16 protein-coding genes and 1 other RNA gene are annotated in these 19,109 nt (G+C 65.2%); 6 read left to right on the top strand and 11 right to left on the bottom strand.

Features of this window, described 5'->3' with window-relative positions; translation table 11 throughout:
* Nucleotides 1-38 precede the first annotated feature (38 nt).
* From QQK25_RS12680 to gyrA, 11 genes are all read right to left on the bottom strand, one after another.
* Nucleotides 39-1,361: a UDP-glucose dehydrogenase family protein gene (locus QQK25_RS12680; protein ID WP_284188258.1), complete on the bottom strand. Its 1,323-nt coding sequence runs from the start codon at nucleotides 1,359-1,361 to the stop codon at nucleotides 39-41.
* Between the two features lie 91 nt (nucleotides 1,362-1,452).
* Nucleotides 1,453-2,625 (bottom strand): lipopolysaccharide assembly protein LapB, encoded by a 1,173-nt coding sequence (gene lapB, locus QQK25_RS12675; RefSeq protein ID WP_153160439.1) that lies wholly within the window; start codon nucleotides 2,623-2,625, stop codon nucleotides 1,453-1,455.
* Nucleotides 2,626-2,628: 3 nt separating this feature from the next.
* Nucleotides 2,629-2,937: a lipopolysaccharide assembly protein LapA domain-containing protein gene (locus tag QQK25_RS12670; RefSeq protein ID WP_284188257.1), complete on the bottom strand. Its 309-nt coding sequence runs from the start codon at nucleotides 2,935-2,937 to the stop codon at nucleotides 2,629-2,631.
* Nucleotides 2,938-3,041: 104 nt separating this feature from the next.
* Nucleotides 3,042-3,326, bottom strand: coding sequence for an integration host factor subunit beta (locus tag QQK25_RS12665; protein ID WP_079434022.1), 285 nt, complete (start codon nucleotides 3,324-3,326; stop codon nucleotides 3,042-3,044).
* An 11-nt stretch (nucleotides 3,327-3,337) separates the two neighbouring features.
* On the bottom strand, nucleotides 3,338-5,044 hold the full coding sequence (rpsA, locus tag QQK25_RS12660; protein WP_153160441.1) for a 30S ribosomal protein S1: 1,707 nt from the start codon (nucleotides 5,042-5,044) through the stop codon (nucleotides 3,338-3,340).
* A 79-nt stretch (nucleotides 5,045-5,123) separates the two neighbouring features.
* Nucleotides 5,124-7,085: a bifunctional 3-phosphoshikimate 1-carboxyvinyltransferase/cytidylate kinase gene (locus QQK25_RS12655; protein ID WP_284188256.1), complete on the bottom strand. Its 1,962-nt coding sequence runs from the start codon at nucleotides 7,083-7,085 to the stop codon at nucleotides 5,124-5,126.
* A gap of 83 nt (nucleotides 7,086-7,168) precedes the next feature.
* Nucleotides 7,169-8,062: a prephenate dehydrogenase gene (locus QQK25_RS12650; RefSeq protein ID WP_284188255.1), complete on the bottom strand. Its 894-nt coding sequence runs from the start codon at nucleotides 8,060-8,062 to the stop codon at nucleotides 7,169-7,171.
* Nucleotides 8,063-8,074: 12 nt separating this feature from the next.
* A complete protein-coding gene (gene hisC, locus QQK25_RS12645) occupies nucleotides 8,075-9,172 on the bottom strand; it encodes a histidinol-phosphate transaminase (protein ID WP_284188254.1) in 1,098 nt (365 codons plus the stop codon).
* 18 nt (nucleotides 9,173-9,190) lie between these two features.
* A complete protein-coding gene (gene pheA / locus QQK25_RS12640) occupies nucleotides 9,191-10,270 on the bottom strand; it encodes a prephenate dehydratase (protein ID WP_153160515.1) in 1,080 nt (359 codons plus the stop codon).
* A gap of 35 nt (nucleotides 10,271-10,305) precedes the next feature.
* Entirely contained in the window at nucleotides 10,306-11,388 is a 1,083-nt protein-coding gene (gene serC, locus QQK25_RS12635; RefSeq protein ID WP_284188253.1) for a 3-phosphoserine/phosphohydroxythreonine transaminase, read from the bottom strand.
* A 42-nt stretch (nucleotides 11,389-11,430) separates the two neighbouring features.
* Nucleotides 11,431-14,016 carry a DNA gyrase subunit A gene (gene gyrA / locus QQK25_RS12630; protein WP_284188252.1) on the bottom strand — a complete coding sequence of 862 codons (2,586 nt, stop codon included), beginning with the start codon at nucleotides 14,014-14,016 and terminating at the stop codon, nucleotides 11,431-11,433.
* Nucleotides 14,017-14,242: 226 nt separating this feature from the next.
* Here gyrA and QQK25_RS12625 point away from each other — a divergent pair, with 226 nt between their 5' ends.
* The 6 genes from QQK25_RS12625 (at nucleotide 14,243) to ssrA (ending at nucleotide 19,072) form a co-directional block, all read left to right on the top strand.
* A complete protein-coding gene (locus tag QQK25_RS12625) occupies nucleotides 14,243-14,962 on the top strand; it encodes an OmpA family protein (protein WP_284188251.1) in 720 nt (239 codons plus the stop codon).
* Nucleotides 14,963-15,034: 72 nt separating this feature from the next.
* Complete coding sequence (locus QQK25_RS12620) at nucleotides 15,035-16,354, top strand: TRZ/ATZ family hydrolase (RefSeq protein WP_284188250.1); 1,320 nt, start codon at nucleotides 15,035-15,037, stop codon at nucleotides 16,352-16,354.
* A gap of 89 nt (nucleotides 16,355-16,443) precedes the next feature.
* Nucleotides 16,444-17,175 (top strand): OmpA family protein, encoded by a 732-nt coding sequence (locus QQK25_RS12615; protein ID WP_284188249.1) that lies wholly within the window; start codon nucleotides 16,444-16,446, stop codon nucleotides 17,173-17,175.
* Nucleotides 17,176-17,293: 118 nt separating this feature from the next.
* Nucleotides 17,294-17,989: a bifunctional 2-polyprenyl-6-hydroxyphenol methylase/3-demethylubiquinol 3-O-methyltransferase UbiG gene (ubiG, locus tag QQK25_RS12610; protein WP_284188248.1), complete on the top strand. Its 696-nt coding sequence runs from the start codon at nucleotides 17,294-17,296 to the stop codon at nucleotides 17,987-17,989.
* On the top strand, nucleotides 17,982-18,632 hold the full coding sequence (locus QQK25_RS12605; protein ID WP_284188247.1) for an HAD-IA family hydrolase: 651 nt from the start codon (nucleotides 17,982-17,984) through the stop codon (nucleotides 18,630-18,632). Before ubiG ends, QQK25_RS12605 begins: the two co-directional genes overlap by 8 nt.
* 64 nt (nucleotides 18,633-18,696) lie before the next feature.
* Nucleotides 18,697-19,072: a transfer-messenger RNA gene (ssrA, locus tag QQK25_RS12600) on the top strand.
* The last annotated feature ends 37 nt before the right edge of the window (nucleotides 19,073-19,109 follow it).

The raw sequence follows: 19,109 nt of genomic DNA, 5'->3' as shown, positions 1-19,109 counted from the left end.
AAGCCCCCGGGACGCTTTGTCGGCTTTGCGCCAGCCTTTTACGGACGGCCGATGCTCAGGTAGGTAAGGCCGGCCTGACGCGGCAGCGCCGGATCGAAGATGTTGCGACCGTCGAAGATCAGCGGGCTCTTGAGCTTGGCCTTGATGGCGTCGAAATCCGGGCTGCGGAATTCCTTCCACTCGGTGACGATCACCAGCGCGTCGGCGCCGTCGAGGGCCTGCATCGGCCGGTCGGCGTAGGTGAGGCGCGCTTCATCGCCAAAGATGCGGCGGCTCTCGTCCATCGCCACCGGATCGTAGGCCGTGACCGTTGCGCCGCGGCGGAACAGCTCGGCAATGATCACCCGGCTGGGCGCCTCGCGCATGTCGTCGGTGTTCGGCTTGAAGGCCAGGCCCCACAGGGCGAAGTGCTTGCCGGAGAGATCCTCGCCGAAGCGCGAGACGATCTTGTCCACCAGCACCAGCTTCTGGGCGTCGTTGGCATCCTCGACGGCGTTGAGTACATGCAGCGCATGGCCGGCATCGGTGCCGGTCTTGATGAGGGCCTTCACGTCCTTCGGGAAGCACGAGCCGCCGTAGCCGCAACCGGCGTACAGGAAGTGATAGCCAATGCGGGGATCGCTGCCGATGCCCTGGCGCACCAGCTCGATGTCGGCACCCAGATTCTCGGCCAGCAAGGCCAGTTCGTTCATGAAACTGATGCGGGTGGCGAGCATGGCGTTGGCGGCGTACTTGGTCAGCTCGGCGCTGCGCAGATCCATGATCAGCAGCTTCTCGTGGTTGCGCTGGAAGGGCGCGTACAGGGCCTTCATCAGGAAGATCGCCTGGTCATCCTCGGCGCCGACGACGATGCGGTCGGGACGCATGAAGTCGTCCACCGCCGCGCCTTCCTTCAGGAACTCCGGGTTGGACACCACGCTGTAGGGGATCGATGCGCCGCGGGCATCGAGCTCTTCCCGGACGGCGGCCTTGACCTTGTCGGCGGTGCCCACCGGCACGGTGCTCTTGTCGACGATGACCTTGTAGTCGGTCATGTGGCGGCCGATGGAGCGGGCTGCCGCGAGCACGTACTTGAGATCGGCCGAGCCGTCTTCATCGGGCGGCGTGCCGACGGCGATGAACTGGATGGTGCCGAACTGCACCGCTTCCTGGACGTCGGTGGTGAAGTGCAGCCGGCCGGCCGCCACGTTGCGGGCGACGACATGATCGAGACCCGGCTCGTGGATGGGGATGCCGCCTTCCTTGAGGATGCGGATCTTCTCCGGATCCAGGTCGAGGCACAGCACGTCGTTGCCCATCTCAGCAAGACAGGCCCCGGACACGAGACCCACATAACCGGTACCGACCACGGTGATTTTCATGTTTTGATTCCCGAGACGAAACTAGATAAACCGAACTGGAAACTGGCATCCGGGCGGACTGCGCCGCCTGCCAAACAACCCGCCGCAAAGGCTAGGGCGAGAGATCGAATTCTTCGGTGCGTTTGGGCGGATAGGTTTCCCAGCCGCCGCAGGCCGGACATCGCCAGTAGAACTGACGCGCCTTGAAACCACAGGCGTCGCAGCGATAGCGCGCCACCCGCCGGGTGTGGCCATGTACCAGGCCCTTCACGAGCTCGATGTCGGTACGCTGCTCGACCGGCGCGGTGAGCAGGGCAGCCTCGAGGAGCTTGTCGAGGCCCAGCAGGGTGGGGTTGCGACGCAGTTCGTCGCGCACCAGCTGATACGCCGCCTGCGGGCCTTCCTTCTGCAACTCCCACTGGAACAGCGCGTCGAGCAGATCCAGCGACGGGTATTGATCGAGGAAGCTGCGCAACAGCTGCATGCCCTGCTCCAGCTGCCCGAGGCGCCGGTAGGCGTCCATCAGACGCTCGGCCACCAGCGCGAGGTAGACCGGATTCTGGCTCTCGATCTTCTTCCAGGCCTCGAGCGCCGCCGCATCGTCGCCCCGCGCCGCGTGCAGGTCGCCCAGCAACATGCTGGCCCGCACCGACTTGCGGTTCATCTCGAGGGCACGACCAAGACTTGCAAGGCCTTCATCGAAGCGCGAATTGGCAATATCCGCGCTCGCCAGCTCGCAGTGGAAATTGGAGACCTCCTTTTCCCACAGCACGCCTTCGTGGGGCAGCGCCTCGGCGATCTCGATGGCCTTGCGCCAGTCCTTTTCCTGCTGGTAGATGTCGAGCAGGTTCTTCAGGGCGAAATCGTTCAGGCGCGTGCCACGCAGCTTGACGAAGATCGCTTCGGCGCGATCGAGCAGGCCGGCTTTCAGGAAATCCAGTCCCAGCTCGGAAAGCGCCTGCTGACGCTGCTCGTCGGAGAGGTCGTCCCGATCCACGAGGTTCTGATGCATCCGGATCGCGCGATCCGTCTCACCGCGGCGGCGGAACAGGCTGCCGAGGGCGAAATGCAGCTCGACGGTCTGGTTGTCGATCTTGACGGCCTCGATGAAGGCGTCGATCGCCTTGTCAGGCTGTTCGTTGAGCAGGAAGTTAAGGCCGGTCAGGTAAGTGCGCGGCAGCGCGCGGGACTCCCGGACCAGGTGTTTGATGTCGATCCGCGCCGCCAGCCAGCCCAGCGCAAAGAACAGCGGGAAGGCGAGAAGCCACCAGAGTTCGAATTCCATGAATCAGTAGCTCTCGGGGAGATCGGGCCCGTGGGCCAGGGGGAGCGTGTTCCGTCCTTCTGCGGGCGCCGGGCTGCCCTGCCTGCCGCGCAGGTGACCGATTTCCCGGTGCTGGCGGTAAAGCGTGGCCACCGTGGCCGTCACGCCGATCAGCACACCGATCACGACGAACAGGAGGATCACCAGCACCAGCGGCACATGCCACTCGGCGCCAAAGAAAAAGCGCAGCACGACCACGTCGTCGTTCTTGACGGCGAAGCCGAACAGCAGGAGGAACAGAAACAGGCGGAAGAGCCAGATGAGAGCGCGCATCGCGGAATTATCCCTGACGCAGACAAAAAAAAGAAGGCGGCCTGAGCCGCCTTCCTGATCGAGCCTGGGACCTCTCGGACCCCGGCACCGGTTGCGTCGCCGGGTTACCCCATCATGTCGACGCGTTCGCGCAATTCCTTGCCTGCCTTGAAATGCGGAACATACTTCTCCGGCACCTGTACCTTCTCCCCCGACTTGGGATTACGCCCGACACGGGGAGGACGGTAGTTCAAGGCAAAGCTGCCAAATCCGCGGATCTCGATGCGATCACCCCGCGACAGGGCGTCGGTCATCGCATCGAGAATCATCTTGACCGCGAACTCGGCGTCCTTCGCGACCAGCTGGGGGAAACGCTCCGCCAGCCGGGCGATGAGCTCCGACTTGGTCATGCCCGAACCGCTTACTTCTGCTCGTTGAGCTTGGCCTTCAGCAGCGCACCGAGGTTGGTGGTGCCGCTGGCAGCGGAGCCGCTGTCAGACGCCAGCTTGCTCATGGCTTCGTTCTGCTCGACCTGATCCTTGGCACGGATCGACAGGTTGATGCCGCGGGTCTTGCGGTCAACGTTGACGATCAGGGCTTCGACGGAGTCACCAACCTTCAGCAGCTGGGACAGGTCATCCACGCGGTCGCGGGAGAACTCGGACGCACGCAGGTAGCCTTCGACATCGCTGTTCAGGGCGATCACGGCGCCACGGGCATCCACGGTCTTCACGGTGCCGGTCACGAGGGTGTTCTTGTCGTGGGTGGCGATGAAGTTGGTGAACGGGTCGCCATCGAGCTGCTTGATGCCGAGGGAGATGCGCTCCTTCTCGACGTCGATGTTCAGCACCACGGCCTCGACTTCGTCGCCCTTCTTGTACTGGCGGACAGCTTCTTCGCCAGACAGGGACCACGACAGGTCGGACAGGTGAACCAGGCCGTCGATGCCGCCTTCCAGGCCGATGAACACGCCGAAGTCGGTCAGGGACTTGATCTGACCACGGACCTTGTCGCCCTTCTTGTGGTTGATGGCGAAATCGTCCCACGGGTTGGACATGCACTGCTTCATGCCCAGGGAGATACGGCGACGGTCTTCGTCGATCTCGAGGATCATCACTTCGACTTCGTCGCCCAGCTGGACAACCTTGGTCGGGTGGATGTTCTTGTTGGTCCAGTCCATTTCGGACACGTGAACCAGGCCTTCGATGCCCTGCTCGACTTCAACGAACGCACCGTAGTCGGTGATGTTGGTGACCTTGCCGAACAGACGGGTGCCCTGCGGGTAACGACGGGAGATGCCGACCCACGGATCTTCGCCCAGCTGCTTGAGGCCCAGGGAGACACGGTTCTTCTCCTGGTCGAACTTGAGCACCTTGGCTTCGAGTTCGTCGCCCACGGAGAGAACTTCCGACGGGTGACGCACACGGCGCCAGGCCAGGTCGGTGATGTGCAGCAGGCCGTCGATGCCACCCAGATCCACGAACGCGCCGTAGTCGGTGATGTTCTTGACGATACCCTTGACGACAGTGCCTTCCTTGAGGGTTTCGAGGAGCTTCTGACGCTCTTCACCCATGGAGGCTTCGAGGACGGCGCGACGGGAAACGACAACGTTGTTGCGCTTGCGGTCGAGCTTGATGACGCGGAATTCGAATTCCTTGCCTTCGAACGGGGTGGTGTCCTTGACCGGACGCATGTCGACCAGGGAACCCGGGAGGAAGGCGCGAATGCCATTGACCATGACGGTCAGGCCACCCTTCACCTTGCCGGTGATCATGCCCTTGACGAGGATCGCGTCGTTCAGGGCCTTGTCGAGGTCGTTCCAGGCGGCGATGCGCTTGGCCTTGTCGCGGGAAAGGCGGGTCTCGCCGTAGCCGTCTTCGAGCTGCTCGATGGCAACCTGGACGTAGTCGCCGACTTGGGCGGCAAGCTCACCGCGGTCGGTGCGGAATTCGTCGAGGGGGATGTAGCTCTCGGACTTCAGGCCGGCGTTGACGACCACGAAGTTCTGGTCGATACGCACGACTTCGGCGGTGATGACTTCACCGGCGCGCATTTCCTGGCGATTGAGGGACTCCTCAAACAGCGCGGCAAAACTTTCCTCGAAGGAAGCAGGGGTGGCAGTGGACATAGAAAAAAAGAACCTTACAACCGTTGTGACACGGCGGTTGGTTGAAAAACTTCCGCGCCCGGGCGGGCTGCGGAAGACGTCAGCTACGAAGTGCCGCGGCCTGCTGAAGCACGAAATCGACCGCCTGTTGGATGGTCATTTCCGATGTATCGAGCAGCGCTGCATCCTCGCTTCTTTTCAGTGGCGCAACGGCGCGCTGGGAATCCCGGGCGTCGCGTTCACGCAAGTCACTGAGCAGATCGTCCATGTTAGCAGGCATTCCTTTATCGATCAACTGCTTATATCGACGTTCGGCGCGCGCTTCGGCGGACGCAGTGAGGAAGATCTTGACCGGGGCATCAGGGAAGATCACCGAACCGATGTCGCGCCCTTCGGCCACCAGACCGGGGGCACGACGGTAGGCGCGCTGGCGCCAGAACAGGGCCTCGCGGACCGCCGGCAGGACGGCCACCTTGGAGGCGCCCACCGAGCAGGCTTCGCTGCGGATGGCGTTGGTCACATCGTCGCCGGCGAGGAACACCGTGTCGCCCTCGAAGCTCGCCGGCAGCGCAGCGGCGATGCGGGCGAGCGCGACTTCGTCGTCCAGGGCCACGCCTTCGCGCATCCCGGCAAGGGCAACGAGGCGGTACAGTGAGCCGCTGTCCAGATGCTGGAAGCCCAGGGCCTCGGCGACCCGGGCGCCGACGGTGCCCTTGCCGGACGCCGACGGGCCGTCGATGCCGATCACCGGCACCGGCGTGGCGATGCTGGCAAAGGTGGTGAAGTATTCTGGGAAGGTCTTGTTCACGCACTTCGGGTCGTTGATGCGCACGTACGGGCCGCCCAGGGTGGCGAGGGAGAAGCACATCGCAACCCGGTGATCCTCGTAGGTGTCGATCACCGCCCGCTGCAGCTGGGCAGGCGGGGTGATGCGGATGCTCTCGGAGAACTCCTCGACCTCCGCGCCGAGCTTGCGCAGCTCAGTGGCCATGGCGGCGATGCGGTCGGTTTCCTTGACCCGCCAGCTGCCGATGTTGCGCAGATGGGTGATGCCGTCGGCGAAGAGCGCGGCGACAGCCAGGGTCATCGCCGCATCCGGGATGTGATTGAGATCGAGGTCGATGGCCTTGAGCTTGCCGGAGGCCGGGCCGCGGGCCTCGATCCAGTCGTCGCCCCAGGTGATCTCGGCGCCCATCTCGGCGAGCGCCTCGGCGAACTTCACGTCGCCCTGAATGCTGCGCTTGCCGGCACCGACCACCCGCACAGGGCCACCACCCAGCGCGCCAGCGGCAAGGAAGTAGCTGGCGGTGGAGGCATCGCCCTCAACGGCGATCCGCCCCGGCGACACGTAGCGCTGGCCGGCCGGCACGATGAAGCGGCTCCAGCCGTCGCGCTGGACGATCACGCCGAAGCGCTCCATCAGGTTAAGGGTGATCTCGACGTAGGGCCGGCTGATGAGCTCGCCTTCCACGTCGATGATGAGGGGCTTGTCACGGGCCACCAGCGGGGCCGCCTGCAGCAGCCCGGTGAGGAACTGGCTGGATACGTTGCCGCGCACGCTGACGCGCTCGGCGCCGAGCTTTGCCGGCTTGAGCGCCAGGGGCGGATAGCCCTCCTGCCCCAGCCATTCGACGCACGCGCCGAGTTGCTTGAGGCCGTCCACCAGATCGCCGATGGGCCGCTCGTGCATGCGCGGCACGCCCGACAGGCTCACCACCGCGCCCGCATCGTCGCAACCCGACAGGCTGGCCACGATGGCCGGCACCAGGGTGCGGATGCTGAGGCCGGAGTTGCCCACGAAGAGATCGGCCTTGAGCTGGCCAAAGCGGCCGCCGCAGCCCGTCACCCGCAGAGCGTCACCCTCCTCCGCCACCGGCACACCCAGCGCGACGATGGCGTTGCGCATCACGCGCGTGTCGTCGGAATCAAGCAGCGCCTCGACGACAGTCTCGCCCTCGGCCAGCGCCGCCAGCAGCAGCACGCGGTTGGAGATGCTCTTCGAGCCGGGCAGGCGCACGGTGCCGGCGGCCTTCAGCATCGGCGGCAGATCGATGAATTCCATGGGGACTCCTATTTCAGGGGGTGGCGCTTCCGCCCGCAGCCGATGGTGGCAGCCGGACGGAAGGCTCGACAATCGGAACGGGCTCACTCGCCCGAAGGCGTGGCCGGAAAGGCCTTGTCGGCCCAGGTGTTGCGGGCGCGGCTGGCGTCGTCGAAGACCGCCTCCAGCGCCGGGCCATCGCCCGCCACCAGCAGGGCGCGCAGATAAGCCAGTTCGGAAAGATAGGCGTCGAGCTCGGCGAGCAGCGAATGGCGGTTGGCCACGCAGATGTCCCGCCACATCTCGGGATGACTGCCGGCAACCCGGGTGAAATCCCGGAAGCCGCTGGCGGCGTAGCTGAAGAGCTGCTCGGCGTTGGCGCGGCCGGCGAGATCATGCACCAGCCCGAAGGCCAGCAGATGCGGCAGGTGGCTGACGGCGGCGAAGACGCGGTCGTGCTCCTGCGGGCTCATCTCGTGGAGCACGGCGCCGCAGGCCGCCCAGGCATCCCGCACCCGGGCGATGGCCTCGGGACGGTTCTCGGGCAGCGGCGTGACAACCACCTTGCGACCGGCGTAAAGCTCGGCGCGGGCCGCCACCGGACCGCTCTTCTCGGCGCCGGCGATGGGGTGTGCGGGCACCACGTTGGGCAGACGATGGCCCAGGTGACGGTAGATCGCCTCGATCACGTCGCGCTTGGTGCTGCCGGCGTCGGTGACGATGGTGTCGGGGCCCAGATGCGGCGCGATGGCGGCTGCCACGGCATCCATCTGGCCGACCGGCATGGCCAGCAGGACCAGATCGGCGCCCTGCAGGGCCGAGGCCCAATCGGTGGAGATTTCGTCGACCAGGCCGAGCTCGCAGGCTTTGGCCAGGGGTTCGGGGCGACGCCCCACGCCGACGATGCGATTGACGAGGCCCGCCTTGCGCAGCGCGAGCGCGAAGGAGCCACCGATCAGGCCGACGCCACAGACGACCAGCTTGTCGAACTTCTTCACGCCGGCCACCGCTCAGCCCAGGGCTGCGGGCAGGACTTCGAGGAAGCGGGCGTTCTCGCTCTCGAGGCCGATGGAAACACGCAGCCACTCGGGCATGCCGTAGCCGCCGATCGGGCGGACGATCACACCCTGGCGCAGCAGGCGCTGATTGACGCCGGCGCCATCGCCCACCTTGAAGGTGACGAAGTTGCCGTAGGACGGAATCCACTTGAGCCCGAGGCGCTGGAAACCGTCGCACAGCTGCTTCATGCCGGCGGCGTTGAGCTCGAAGCTGCGCTGGAGGAACTCGTCGTCGAACAGCGCGGCGGCCGCGGCGGCAAGGCCCGGAATGCACACATTGAAGGGCTGACGCACCCGGTTGAGCAGGTCGATCACCGCCGGGTTGCCGATGCCGTAGCCCACCCGCAGGCCGGCGAGCCCGTACGCCTTCGAGAAGGTGCGGCTGACCAGCAGATTGGGGAAGCGGGCAACCCAGGCGATGGCGTCGTAGCGGTCGGCCGGGGCGAGGTATTCGGTGTAGGCCTCGTCCAGCACCACCAGCACATCGGCCGGCACGCGGGCGAGGAAGGCCTCGAGCGCGGCGCCCGGCACGAAGGTGCCGGTGGGGTTGTTGGGGTTGGCGATGAAGATGACGCGGGTGGCCGGGGTGATCGCCGCCAGCATGGCGTCGAGATCGTGGCCGAAATTCTTGGCCGGCACCTCGATGCCGCGAGCACCGGCCGCCTGGGTGGCGAGCGGATAGACGGCGAAGGCGTGCTGGGCGTAGATCGCGTCGCGGTCGGGGCCGAGGAAGGCACCGGCGACCATCTCGAGGATGTCGTTGGAGCCGTTGCCGAGGACGATCTGGTTCATCGCCACGCCGTAGCGGCGGCACAGGGCATCCTTCAGCTCGAAGCCGTTGCCGTCCGGGTAGCGGGCGATGTCGGCGAGCGACGCCTGCATCGCGGCGCGGGCCTTCTCGCCGACGCCGAGGGGGTTCTCGTTCGAGGCGAGCTTGACGATGGATTCCTCGGCCAGCCCCATCTCGCGGGCCAGTTCGGAAATCGGCTTGCCAGGCTGATAGGGAGAGATCGCCCGGATGTGGGCGGGCGCCAGATCACACAAACGCATCGGAGACTCCAGGAGAAATCAGTACACAGCCTGGGGGTAGGAACCCAGGACTTTCAGACAGGCAGCCCGATCGGCCAGGGCATCGAGGGCAGCCTTGACCGCCGGATCGTCGCGATGACCTTCCACGTCCACATAGAACACGTATTCCCACAGGGCCGAGCGGGCCGGGCGCGACTCGAGGCGGCTCATGGACACGCCCGCATCGGCCAGCGGGGCGAGCAGTTCGTGCATCGCGCCGGGGCGGTTGCTGGCGGACATGATCAGCGAGGTCTTGTCGGCGCCGGAGCGGCCGGCGTCGTGGCGGCCGAGCACGAAGAAGCGGGTGGTGTTGTTGGGCTCGTCCTCGATGCTCTCGACCAGCCGCGGCAGGTCGTAGCGCTCGGAGGCGGCTTCGCCGGCAATCGCCGCGGCGCCCGGCTCGAGGGAAGCCAGCCGGGCCGCTTCGGCGTTGCTGCCGACGGGAATCCGCGGCACGCCGGGCAGCGAGCGGTTGAGCCACTCGTGGCACTGGGCCAGGGACTGGGCGTGGGAATACACCTTGCGGATGCTGCCAAGGCTGGTCTCGCGGGTCATCAGGTGCTGATGGATGCGCACGACCACTTCGCCGCAGATCTTGAGCGAGGTGCCGAAGAGCAGATCGAGGGTGCGGCCAACGGCGCCTTCGGTGGAGTTCTCGACCGGCACCACACCATACTGGGCGTGGCCGGCTTCGACCTCGCGGAACACGTCGTCGATGCTGCCTTGCGGCGCCAGCCGCGCGGCGTGGCCGAAGTGCTTGACCGCGGCGCTCTCGGAAAAGGTGCCCAGCGGGCCGAGGAAAGCCACGCCGAGGGGGTTCTCGAGGGACAGGCAGGCCGACATCACCTCGCGGAAGAAGAAGGTGACGCTCTCGTCCGGCAGCGGCCCGGCGTTGAGGTCCTGGATGCGGCGCAGCACCTGTGCCTCGCGCTCGGGGCGATACACCTGCCCGAACTCGCCGTACTTGGCCTTGATTTCGCCCACGTGCTGGGCGCATCTGGCGCGCTCGTTGAGCAGCGCCAGGATCTGTGCGTCGATGGCGTCGATCTGTGCGCGAACCACGCCCAGCTCCTGCAGCATCCCCTCGTTCATGCCCTCTCCTGAAAATGCGCCGCTCACGCCCGGCGCGCAGCGAAATCCTGCATCAGCTCGACCAGCGCGTCGACACCTTCGAGCGACATGGCGTTGTAGATCGACGCCCGCATGCCCCCCACCGACTTGTGGCCCTTGAGCCCTTCCAGCCGGCGCTCGGCGGCTGCAGCGAGGAATGCGGCATCCAGCGCGCCATCGGCCAGGGTGAAGGGCACGTTCATGCGCGAGCGGCAATCAACCGCCACCGGGTTGCGGTAGAAACCACCGCTGCCGTCGATGGCGTCGTACAGACGCCTGGCCTTGGCAACATTGGCCGCCTCGACCGCCGCCAGCCCGCCTTCGGCGAGCAGGTGCTTGAAGATCAGGCCGGCCAGGTAGATGCCGAAGGTGGGCGGCGTGTTGAGCATCGAGCCGTTCTCGGCCATCACCGAAAAATCCATCACGGTGGGCGTGGTGGGCGCGGCCTTGCCCAGCAGGTCTTCGCGGACGATCACGATGACGAGGCCCGCCGGGCCGATGTTTTTTTGCGCGCCGGCGTAGATCAGCCCGTACTTCGAGACATCCATCGGGCGCGACAGGATGTGCGAGCTCATGTCCGCCACCACCGGCACGCCGGCCGGCGTTTCGGGCAGGTCGAACATCTCGACGCCGTGGATGGTTTCGTTGGTGCACAGATGCACGTAGGCAGCCGACGGATCAAAGCTCAGTTCGCCCACGCCCGGCAGGCGGGTGAAGGCGTCGGCCTCGGTGGAGCCAGCCAGACGCGCCTTGCCGACGCGCTGAGCTTCCTTGATGGCCTTCTTCGACCACGAACCGGTGACCACGTAATCCGCCGTGCCGCCGGCCAGCAGATTCATCGGAATCTGCGCAAACATCTGGGTGGCGCCGCCCTGCAGGAACAGCACCTTGTAGTTGGACGGAATGCCCATCAGCGTGCGCAGATCGGCCTCGGCCGCCTCGATCACGCCGGTGAAATCCTTGCCCCGGTGGGACATCTCCATGATGCTCATGCCGCGACCGTGCCAGTCGAGAAGTTCGTCGCGGGCCTTTTCGAGGACCGGGGTGGGCAGCACTGCCGGCCCGGCCGAGAAATTGAAGATACGCATCGTCTGAATCCTGAATTACGGGTTGCTGTTGCTGCTCAAGCCTCAGGCTTCCGGCTGGGCGCCTTCGCCGCCGACGTCCTGCTCGTCCTCGTCGCCTTCGAGGATCTTCTGCACGCCGGAGAGGGTGCTACCCTCGTCCACCGAGATCAAGGTGACGCCCTGGGTGGCGCGGCCCATCTCGCGGATCTCGGAGACGCGGGTGCGCACCAGCACGCCGCCGGTGGTGATCAGCATCAGCTGATCCTTCTCGGTGACCAGCGTGGCGGCGACGACCTTGCCGTTACGGTCGGAGGTCTGGATCGCGATCATGCCCTTGGTGCCGCGGCCGTGGCGGGTGTATTCGGCGATCGGGGTACGCTTGCCGAAACCGTTTTCGGTGGCGGTGAGCACGCTCGGCGACTCGTCGCCGGACACCACCATCGCGATCACGCTCTGGCCTTCCTCGAGCATCATGCCGCGCACGCCGCGGGCCTGACGGCCCATCGGACGCACGTCGTTCTCGGAGAAGCGCACCGCCTTGCCGGCGTCGGAGAACATCATCACGTCGTGCTTGCCGTCGGTGATCGCCACGCCGACCAGGAAGTCGCCCTCGTCCAGCCCCACGGCGATGATGCCGGCCTTGCGGGGGTTGGAGAAGTCGGTGAGCGGGGTCTTCTTGACGGTGCCCTGGGCGGTGGCCATGAAGATGAAGTGGCCTTCGTCGAACTCCTTGACCGGCAGCACGGCGGTGATCTTCTCGCCCTCCAGCAGCGGGAAGAGGTTGACGATGGGCTTGCCGCGGGAGTTCCGGTTGCCTTCCGGCACCTCGTACACCTTGAGCCAGTACAGCCGGCCACGGTTGGAGAAGCACAGGATGTGGTCGTGGGTGTTGGCCACGAAGAGCTGGTCGACAAAGTCGTCGTCCTTGACCGCCGCCGCCTGCTTGCCACGTCCGCCGCGCTTCTGGGCGCGGTAGTCGGTGAGCGGCTGGCGCTTGAAGTAGCCGGTGTGGGACAGGGTGACGACCATGTCCTGGGGCGCGATCAGGTCTTCGATGTTGATGTCGGCGGTGTTCATCACCACCTCGGAACGGCGCGGATCGCCGAACTGTTGCTTGATGAGCGCAAGTTCGTCGCCGATGATCGCGGTGATCCGCTCCGGACGGGCCAGGATGTCCAGCAGGTCGGCGATGGTTTCAATCACCTCGCGGTATTCCGCGACGATCTTGTCCTGCTCGAGGCCGGTGAGGCGCTGCAGGCGCAGCTCGAGGATGGCCTGGGCCTGGGCATCGGAGAGGCGGTAGCCCTGCTCCGACAGGCCGAATTCGGGCGCGAGGCCTTCGGGGCGGAAGGCTGCTGCGTCGGCAACGGCACGATGGAGCATCTCCTCGACCAGCGCCGAACGCCACTGGCGGCCCATCAGCGCGCGCTTGGCTTCCGGCGGCGTGGGCGCGGCCTTGATGAGGGCGATGATCTCGTCCACGTTCGAGAGCGCAACGGCCAGGCCTTCGAGGATATGGCCGCGCTCGCGGGCCTTGCGCAGTTCGAAGATGGTGCGACGGGTGACCACCTCGCGCCGGTGGGCGAGGAAGCAGTCGATCATCTGGCGCAGGTTGAGCAGGCGCGGCTTGCCATCCACCAGCGCCACCATGTTCATGCCGAAGGTGTCCTGCAGCTGGGTCTGCTTGAACAGGTTGTTCAGCACCACGTCGGGCATCTCGTTGCGCTTGAGCTCGATCACCACGCGCATGCCCGACTTGTCGGATTCGTCGCGGATCTCGCTGATGCCCTCGATCCGTTTTTCGTTCACCAGCTCGGCGATCTTCTCGAGCAGGGTCTTCTTGTTAACCTGGTACGGAATCTCGTCGACGATGATCGCCTGGCGATCGCCCTTGCCGATGTCCTCGAAGTGGGTGCGCGCGCGCATCACCACCCGGCCGCGGCCGGTGCGATAGCCTTCGTGCACGCCGGAGAGGCCGTAGATCAGCGCGGCGGTCGGGAAATCAGGCGCCGGGACGATCTTGATGAGCTCGTCGATGGAGACGTCGGGCTCCTGCAGCAGGCGCAGGCAGGCATCGACCACTTCGGTGAGGTTGTGGGGCGGAATGTTGGTCGCCATGCCCACCGCGATACCGCCCGAGCCGTTGATGAGCAGGTTCGGGATGCGCGCCGGCAGCACCAGCGGCTCTTTCTCGGAGCCGTCGTAGTTGGGGCCGAAGTCGACGGTTTCCTTGTCGATGTCGGCCAGCAGCTCGTGACCGATCTTGGCCATGCGGATTTCGGTGTAACGCATGGCCGCCGCGCTGTCGCCATCCACCGAACCGAAGTTGCCCTGGCCATCCACCAGCATGTAGCGCAGGGAGAAATCCTGGGCCATCCGCACGATGGTGTCGTACACCGACTGGTCGCCGTGGGGGTGATACTTACCGATCACGTCACCGACGATACGGGCCGACTTCTTGTAAGCCTTGTTCCAGTCGTTGCCCAGTTCGTGCATGGCGAACAGCACGCGCCGGTGCACGGGCTTCAGGCCATCGCGTACATCCGGCAGGGCCCGCCCGACGATCACGCTCATCGCGTAATCCAGGTAGGCGTGACGCATCTCGTCTTCGAGGCTGATGGGTAAGGTTTCTTTGGCGAACGGGATCATGGCACCGCGAGAATCGACTATTCGTCGAAGAGACGAAAAACGGTAAGTTTAGCACGCCGCCGCAAGCCGCTTTCGGCTCGCGTCACCCACCAAGCCCCGACCTGCCCATCCGCGCGCGCTCGTTGTTCGTTGTGACGGCCCGGCTTCATATGCTCTAATCGGCAGGTCAGTCACCATCACGAGACGGGTGCCCCGAACGCCCCATCCAACCTGAGGAGGAAACCCTATGAACGCAGCCAAGTTTCGCCTGGCGTCCGCCACCGTCCTGATGCTCGCCAGCCTGTCGGCCATGGCGCAATCCAAGGACATCGTCGTCGACCCGAAGGGCGAAGTCCCCTACGCCATCGACCAGCGCAACACTGTCGTCAAGAGCGGCTCCGACCTGTGCTGGCGCACCGGCTACTGGACGCCCGCGGCCGCCGGCGAGGTGAAGGCAGGCGAACTGCCCGTGGGCTGCGAATGCGACAAGGACGTCGTCGGCGCCGAGAAGTGTGCACCCGCCGCCCGCGCCGCCGCACCGGCGGCACCCGCAGCCCCGGCCGCACCGGCCGTCGCGCCCAAGTGTGATTTCACCAGCCACCTGGCTGCCGACACGGGCTTCGCCTTCAACAAGGCCACGCTCACCCCGGCCGCCAAGGCCCATCTCGACAGCGCGATCATCGGCAAGCTCTCCAGCTGCGCCCAAGTCACCGCCGTCATCGTCACCGGCCACACCGACCGCCTCGGCTCCCAGAGCTACAACCAGAAGCTCTCCGAAAAGCGCGCCGATGCCGTCCGCGCCTACCTCGTCAGCCGCGGCATGAACGCCGATGTGATTGACACCATGGGCGCCGGCAAGACCCAGCCGATCAAGAGCTGCGACGACAAGCTCGGCCGCAAGAAGCTGATCGAGTGCCTCGCCCCCAATCGCCGCGTCACCGTGGACGTCAAGGGCACCGCCAAGTAACGATCGGCCTGCTTCCGTTCCCTGCAAACCCCGCCCAGCGCGGGGTTTTTTCCGCCCACGCCGAGAACCACCATGACACCGACGCCGGTCGACCTGCTCATCGAAGCCCGCTGGATCATTCCCGTGAAGCCGGACAACACTACGCTCGAACACCACGCGATCGCGGTGCACGATGGGCGCATCGTCGCCGTCCTGCCGATCAACGAGGCGCGGAGCCGGTTTGTCGCCACCAAAACCGTCAGCCTGCCCGACCACGTCGTCACCCCCGGCTTCGTCAATCTCCACTGCCATGCCGCCATGACCCTCATGCGCGGCCTGGCCGACGACCTCCCGCTGATGCGCTGGCTGCAGGAGGCGATCTGGCCCGCCGAATCCCGCCACGCCTCCCACGCCTTCGTGCGGGACGGCAGCCTGCTCGCCGCCGCCGAGATGCTCCGGGGCGGCATCACCACCTGCAACGACATGTACTTCTTCCCCGAGGCCACCGCCGAAGCCTTCGCGCGCCTCGGGCTGCGCGGCGTGCTCGGGATCACCGTCATCGAATTCCCCTCCCAGTATGCCGCCGACGCCGACGACTACCTGCGCAAGGGCCTCGAAGCCCGCGACGCCTGGCGCGACAACCCGCTGATCCGCTTCGCCCTCGCACCCCACGCGCCCTACACCGTCTCCAACAAGAGCTTCGAGCGCATCGGTGCCCTCGCCGACGAACTCGAACTGCCCATCCATATACATATCCACGAAACCGCCGGTGAAGTCGCCGACAGCGTGCGCGAGTTCGGCCAGCGCCCCGTCGCCCGGCTCGAATCCCTCGGACTGCTCGGCCCCAGCCTCATCGGCGTCCACGCCGTCCATCTCGACACCGAGGACATCGAACGACTGGCGATCCATCAGTGCGCCATCGCCCATTGCCCCACCTCCAACATGAAGCTCGCCAGCGGCGCCGCGCCAGTCGCTTCCTTGCTTGATCGCCAGCTGGCGGTCGGGCTGGGCAGCGACGGCGCGGCGAGCAACAACCGCCTCGACCTGCTGCGCGAGATGCGCCAGGCGAGCCTCCTTGCAAAGCTCCAGACCAGCGACGCCGCCGCCCTGCCCGCCCATCAGGCCCTGCGGATGGCCACCCTGGACGGCGCCCGTGCCCTCGGGCTCGACGCGGAGATCGGTTCGATCGAACCCGGCAAGGCCGCCGACATCGCCGCCCTCAGGATCGACGACCCGGATGAGCTACCCTGCTACCATCCGGCATCCCACCTCATCCACGTGCTGGACCGCCGCGCAGTGTCGGATGTGTGGGTCGGTGGACAACGGCGAGTAAAGCATGGGAAACTGTTGCAAATAACCAACACGGAGCTATTGGGCATCGCCCGCCTATGGCAGAATAAGCTCCGCCAATGAATTGGATATGCTGCCTGAGTTCGTAATGCGCTCAAGCGGCATGGATGAATTTTCCGGTTCTATCCCTTTGCCTTGCGACGAGGAAAACGATGATCAAACAAGCCAAAAAACAACTGCTGATGGCCGCCGCACTTGCCGCTCTCGGCCTGTCCGCTTCCGCCAGCTTCGCCAAAGACGTCGTTGTCGATACGAAAGGCGAAGTGCCTTACGTGATCGATGGCCGCAATGTCGTTGCTCGCAGCGGTTTCGACCTCTGCTGGCGCACTGGCTACTGGACCCCGGCTGCCGCCACCAACACCCTGCAGGCTGGCAACAACCTGCCGGTTGGCTGCGAATGCGACAAGGATGTCGTCCCGGCTGACAAGTGCGTTGTTGCTGCCGCTCCGGCTGCTGGCGCCAAGGCTGCTGCTCCGGCTGCTGTCGCTCCGGTTTCCGACAAGGTCAAGCTGGCTGCCGACGCCCTCTTTGAATTCGACAAGGCCGTCCTGCTGCCCGCCGGCAAGGCCAAGCTCGACGATCTGGCCGCCAAGGCCAAGACCGTGAAGCTGGAAGTGATCCTGGCCGTTGGCCACACCGACCGCATCGGTGGCGACGCCTACAACCAGAAGCTGTCCGAGAAGCGTGCTGCCGCCGTCAAGACCTACCTGGTCGGCAAGGGCGTTGAAGCCAACCGTGTTTACACTGAAGGCAAGGGCGAGAAGCAGCCCGTCACCGCTGGCAAGTGCAACAACCTCGGCAAGGAAAGCGGCAAGAACAAGAAGCTGGTCGACTGCCTGCAGCCGGATCGTCGCGTCGAAATCGAAGTCATCGGCACCAAGTAATCCGTCGATCTTCAGACTTCACGTCGTACTCAAAAAGCCCTGCCCTGCAGGGCTTTTTGTTTTTCAGCCGGGCGCAATACAATCGCACCCTGTCATTTCGATTCAAAGCCAACTCACGATGAACGCCGATCCCGCCGAACTGCAGAAATTCAGTGACCTCGCCCACCGCTGGTGGGATCCCGAATCCGAATTCAAACCGCTTCACCAGATCAACCCCTTGCGGCTCGACTGGATCGACGGCGCCGCCCAGATCGCCGGCAAGAAAGTCGTCGATATCGGCTGTGGCGGCGGCATCCTCGCCGAGTCCATGGCTGCCCGCGGGGCCCAGGTCACCGGCGTCGACCTTTCGGAGAAAGCCCTCGGCGTGGCCCGACTGCATCTCTACGAAAGCGGCCAGACCGTCGATTACCGGCACATCTCTGCCGAAGACATCGCCCGGGAATGCCCCGGCAGCTTTGACGTCGTCACCTGCATGGAAATGCTCGAACACGTCCCAGACCCGGCCAGCACCATCAGGGCCTGCGCCGCGCTCGTGAAGCCCGGTGGGCACGTCTTCTTCTCCACGCTCAACCGAAACCTCAAGTCTTACCTGATGGCGGTGGTCGGCGCCGAATACGTGCTCAAGATGCTGCCGATGGGCACTCACGAGTACGCCAAGTTCATCAAGCCATCCGAGCTGGCCCGTTACGTGCGCGAGGCGGGCCTGGATGTCGAGGAACTCATCGGCATGTCCTACAACCCGATCAGCAAGGTCTATTCGCTCGGGCGCGACACCGACGTCAATTACCTGATGCGCACCACCCGGCATGGCTGACGCCGTCTTTTTCGATCTCGATGGAACCCTGGCGGACACCGCGCCCGATTTCGCGCGGATCCTTCACCGCTTGCAGATCGAACACGGACTTGCCCCCACCCCGTTTGAAGCCGTGCGCGCCCAGGTCTCCCATGGGGTGCGCGGCATGCTCGGCATCGGCTTCGGCATCTTGCCGGATGCGGACACCTACCCCGGGCTGGCGGCGCGCTTTCTCGAGCTTTACGCTGAGGGGCTATGTGTCAGGACATGTCTGTTCCCGGGCATGGCCGAACTGCTTGCTCACCTTGAAAGCCACGGCGTGCCCTGGGGCATCGTCACCAACAAGCCCGAGCGTTACACTCACCCGCTGATCGCCGCGCTCGGTCTCACGGCGCGAAGCGCGTGCGTCGTGGGTGGCGATACCGCCGCCCGCGCCAAACCCCATCCCGACCCGCTTCTGCACGCCTGCGCCGCGATAGACGTCGAGCCGACCCGCTGCCTGTATGTCGGCGACGACATCCGTGACATCACAGCCGGCAAGGCGGCCGGAATGAAAACCCTGGCCGCTGCTTACGGCTACCTCGGCACGGACGATCCGATCCACACCTGGGGCGCCCATTCGATCATCGCCCACCCCATGGATGTCCTGCCCCATCTCGCCTGAGCGAAAGACATGTTATGATCGGGAACTTTCCAGCCACCGCTGGAGACTAAACATTGCATCACAAGGGGCTGACCTGGCTTCGACGTGGGTGCGGAGTTAATGTAGGGCATGCCGAGCACTCCAGTTCGCTCGTAAATCTGTCTGGAAATCAATTAAACGCCAACGACGAAAAGTTCGCGCTCGCCGCTTAAACCCGGCGAACCGCTCACCGGATGGCCGATGGTCCGGGTTGAGGGTCGCAAGATCTGAGACAGAGCGGTCATTTACATTGGCTGGTTCGATATAGGGTCACTATGTATCGAATAAGACTAAGTGACTGGCGGCCTGCGTAGCGTGCTCCTGCGCGACGAAGGCAGCGAGATTCAAATCAGGCGGCTACGCATGTAGAACTACTTAATGAAGGCTTGCGGACGGGGGTTCGATTCCCCCCAGCTCCACCAGAATCGAGTCCGGGATGTTCCGGAGAAGGCCGAGAAA

Origin of the sequence: Zoogloea oryzae (assembly GCF_030161255.1) — a bacterium.
Taxonomy (GTDB): Bacteria; Pseudomonadota; Gammaproteobacteria; order Burkholderiales; family Rhodocyclaceae; genus Zoogloea; species Zoogloea oryzae.
Note: the sequence above shows the minus strand (reverse complement) of the source record. Positions and strands in the feature narration are given on the sequence as shown.

Coding starts and splice junctions, on each gene's coding strand:
- pheA (WP_153160515.1), bottom strand. CDS start 10,270: ATGCTGCAGGAGCTGGGCGTGGTTCGCGCACAGATCGACGCCATCGAC.
- QQK25_RS12665 (WP_079434022.1), bottom strand. CDS start 3,326: ATGACCAAGTCGGAGCTCATCGCCCGGCTGGCGGAGCGTTTCCCCCAG.
- hisC (WP_284188254.1), bottom strand. CDS start 9,172: ATGCGTTTGTGTGATCTGGCGCCCGCCCACATCCGGGCGATCTCTCCC.
- rpsA (WP_153160441.1), bottom strand. CDS start 5,044: ATGTCCACTGCCACCCCTGCTTCCTTCGAGGAAAGTTTTGCCGCGCTG.
- QQK25_RS12620 (WP_284188250.1), top strand. CDS start 15,035: ATGACACCGACGCCGGTCGACCTGCTCATCGAAGCCCGCTGGATCATT.
- QQK25_RS12625 (WP_284188251.1), top strand. CDS start 14,243: ATGAACGCAGCCAAGTTTCGCCTGGCGTCCGCCACCGTCCTGATGCTC.
- QQK25_RS12655 (WP_284188256.1), bottom strand. CDS start 7,085: ATGGAATTCATCGATCTGCCGCCGATGCTGAAGGCCGCCGGCACCGTG.
- lapB (WP_153160439.1), bottom strand. CDS start 2,625: ATGGAATTCGAACTCTGGTGGCTTCTCGCCTTCCCGCTGTTCTTTGCG.
- QQK25_RS12670 (WP_284188257.1), bottom strand. CDS start 2,937: ATGCGCGCTCTCATCTGGCTCTTCCGCCTGTTTCTGTTCCTCCTGCTG.
- gyrA (WP_284188252.1), bottom strand. CDS start 14,016: ATGATCCCGTTCGCCAAAGAAACCTTACCCATCAGCCTCGAAGACGAG.
- QQK25_RS12680 (WP_284188258.1), bottom strand. CDS start 1,361: ATGAAAATCACCGTGGTCGGTACCGGTTATGTGGGTCTCGTGTCCGGG.
- serC (WP_284188253.1), bottom strand. CDS start 11,388: ATGCGTATCTTCAATTTCTCGGCCGGGCCGGCAGTGCTGCCCACCCCG.
- ubiG (WP_284188248.1), top strand. CDS start 17,294: ATGAACGCCGATCCCGCCGAACTGCAGAAATTCAGTGACCTCGCCCAC.
- QQK25_RS12605 (WP_284188247.1), top strand. CDS start 17,982: ATGGCTGACGCCGTCTTTTTCGATCTCGATGGAACCCTGGCGGACACC.
- QQK25_RS12615 (WP_284188249.1), top strand. CDS start 16,444: ATGATCAAACAAGCCAAAAAACAACTGCTGATGGCCGCCGCACTTGCC.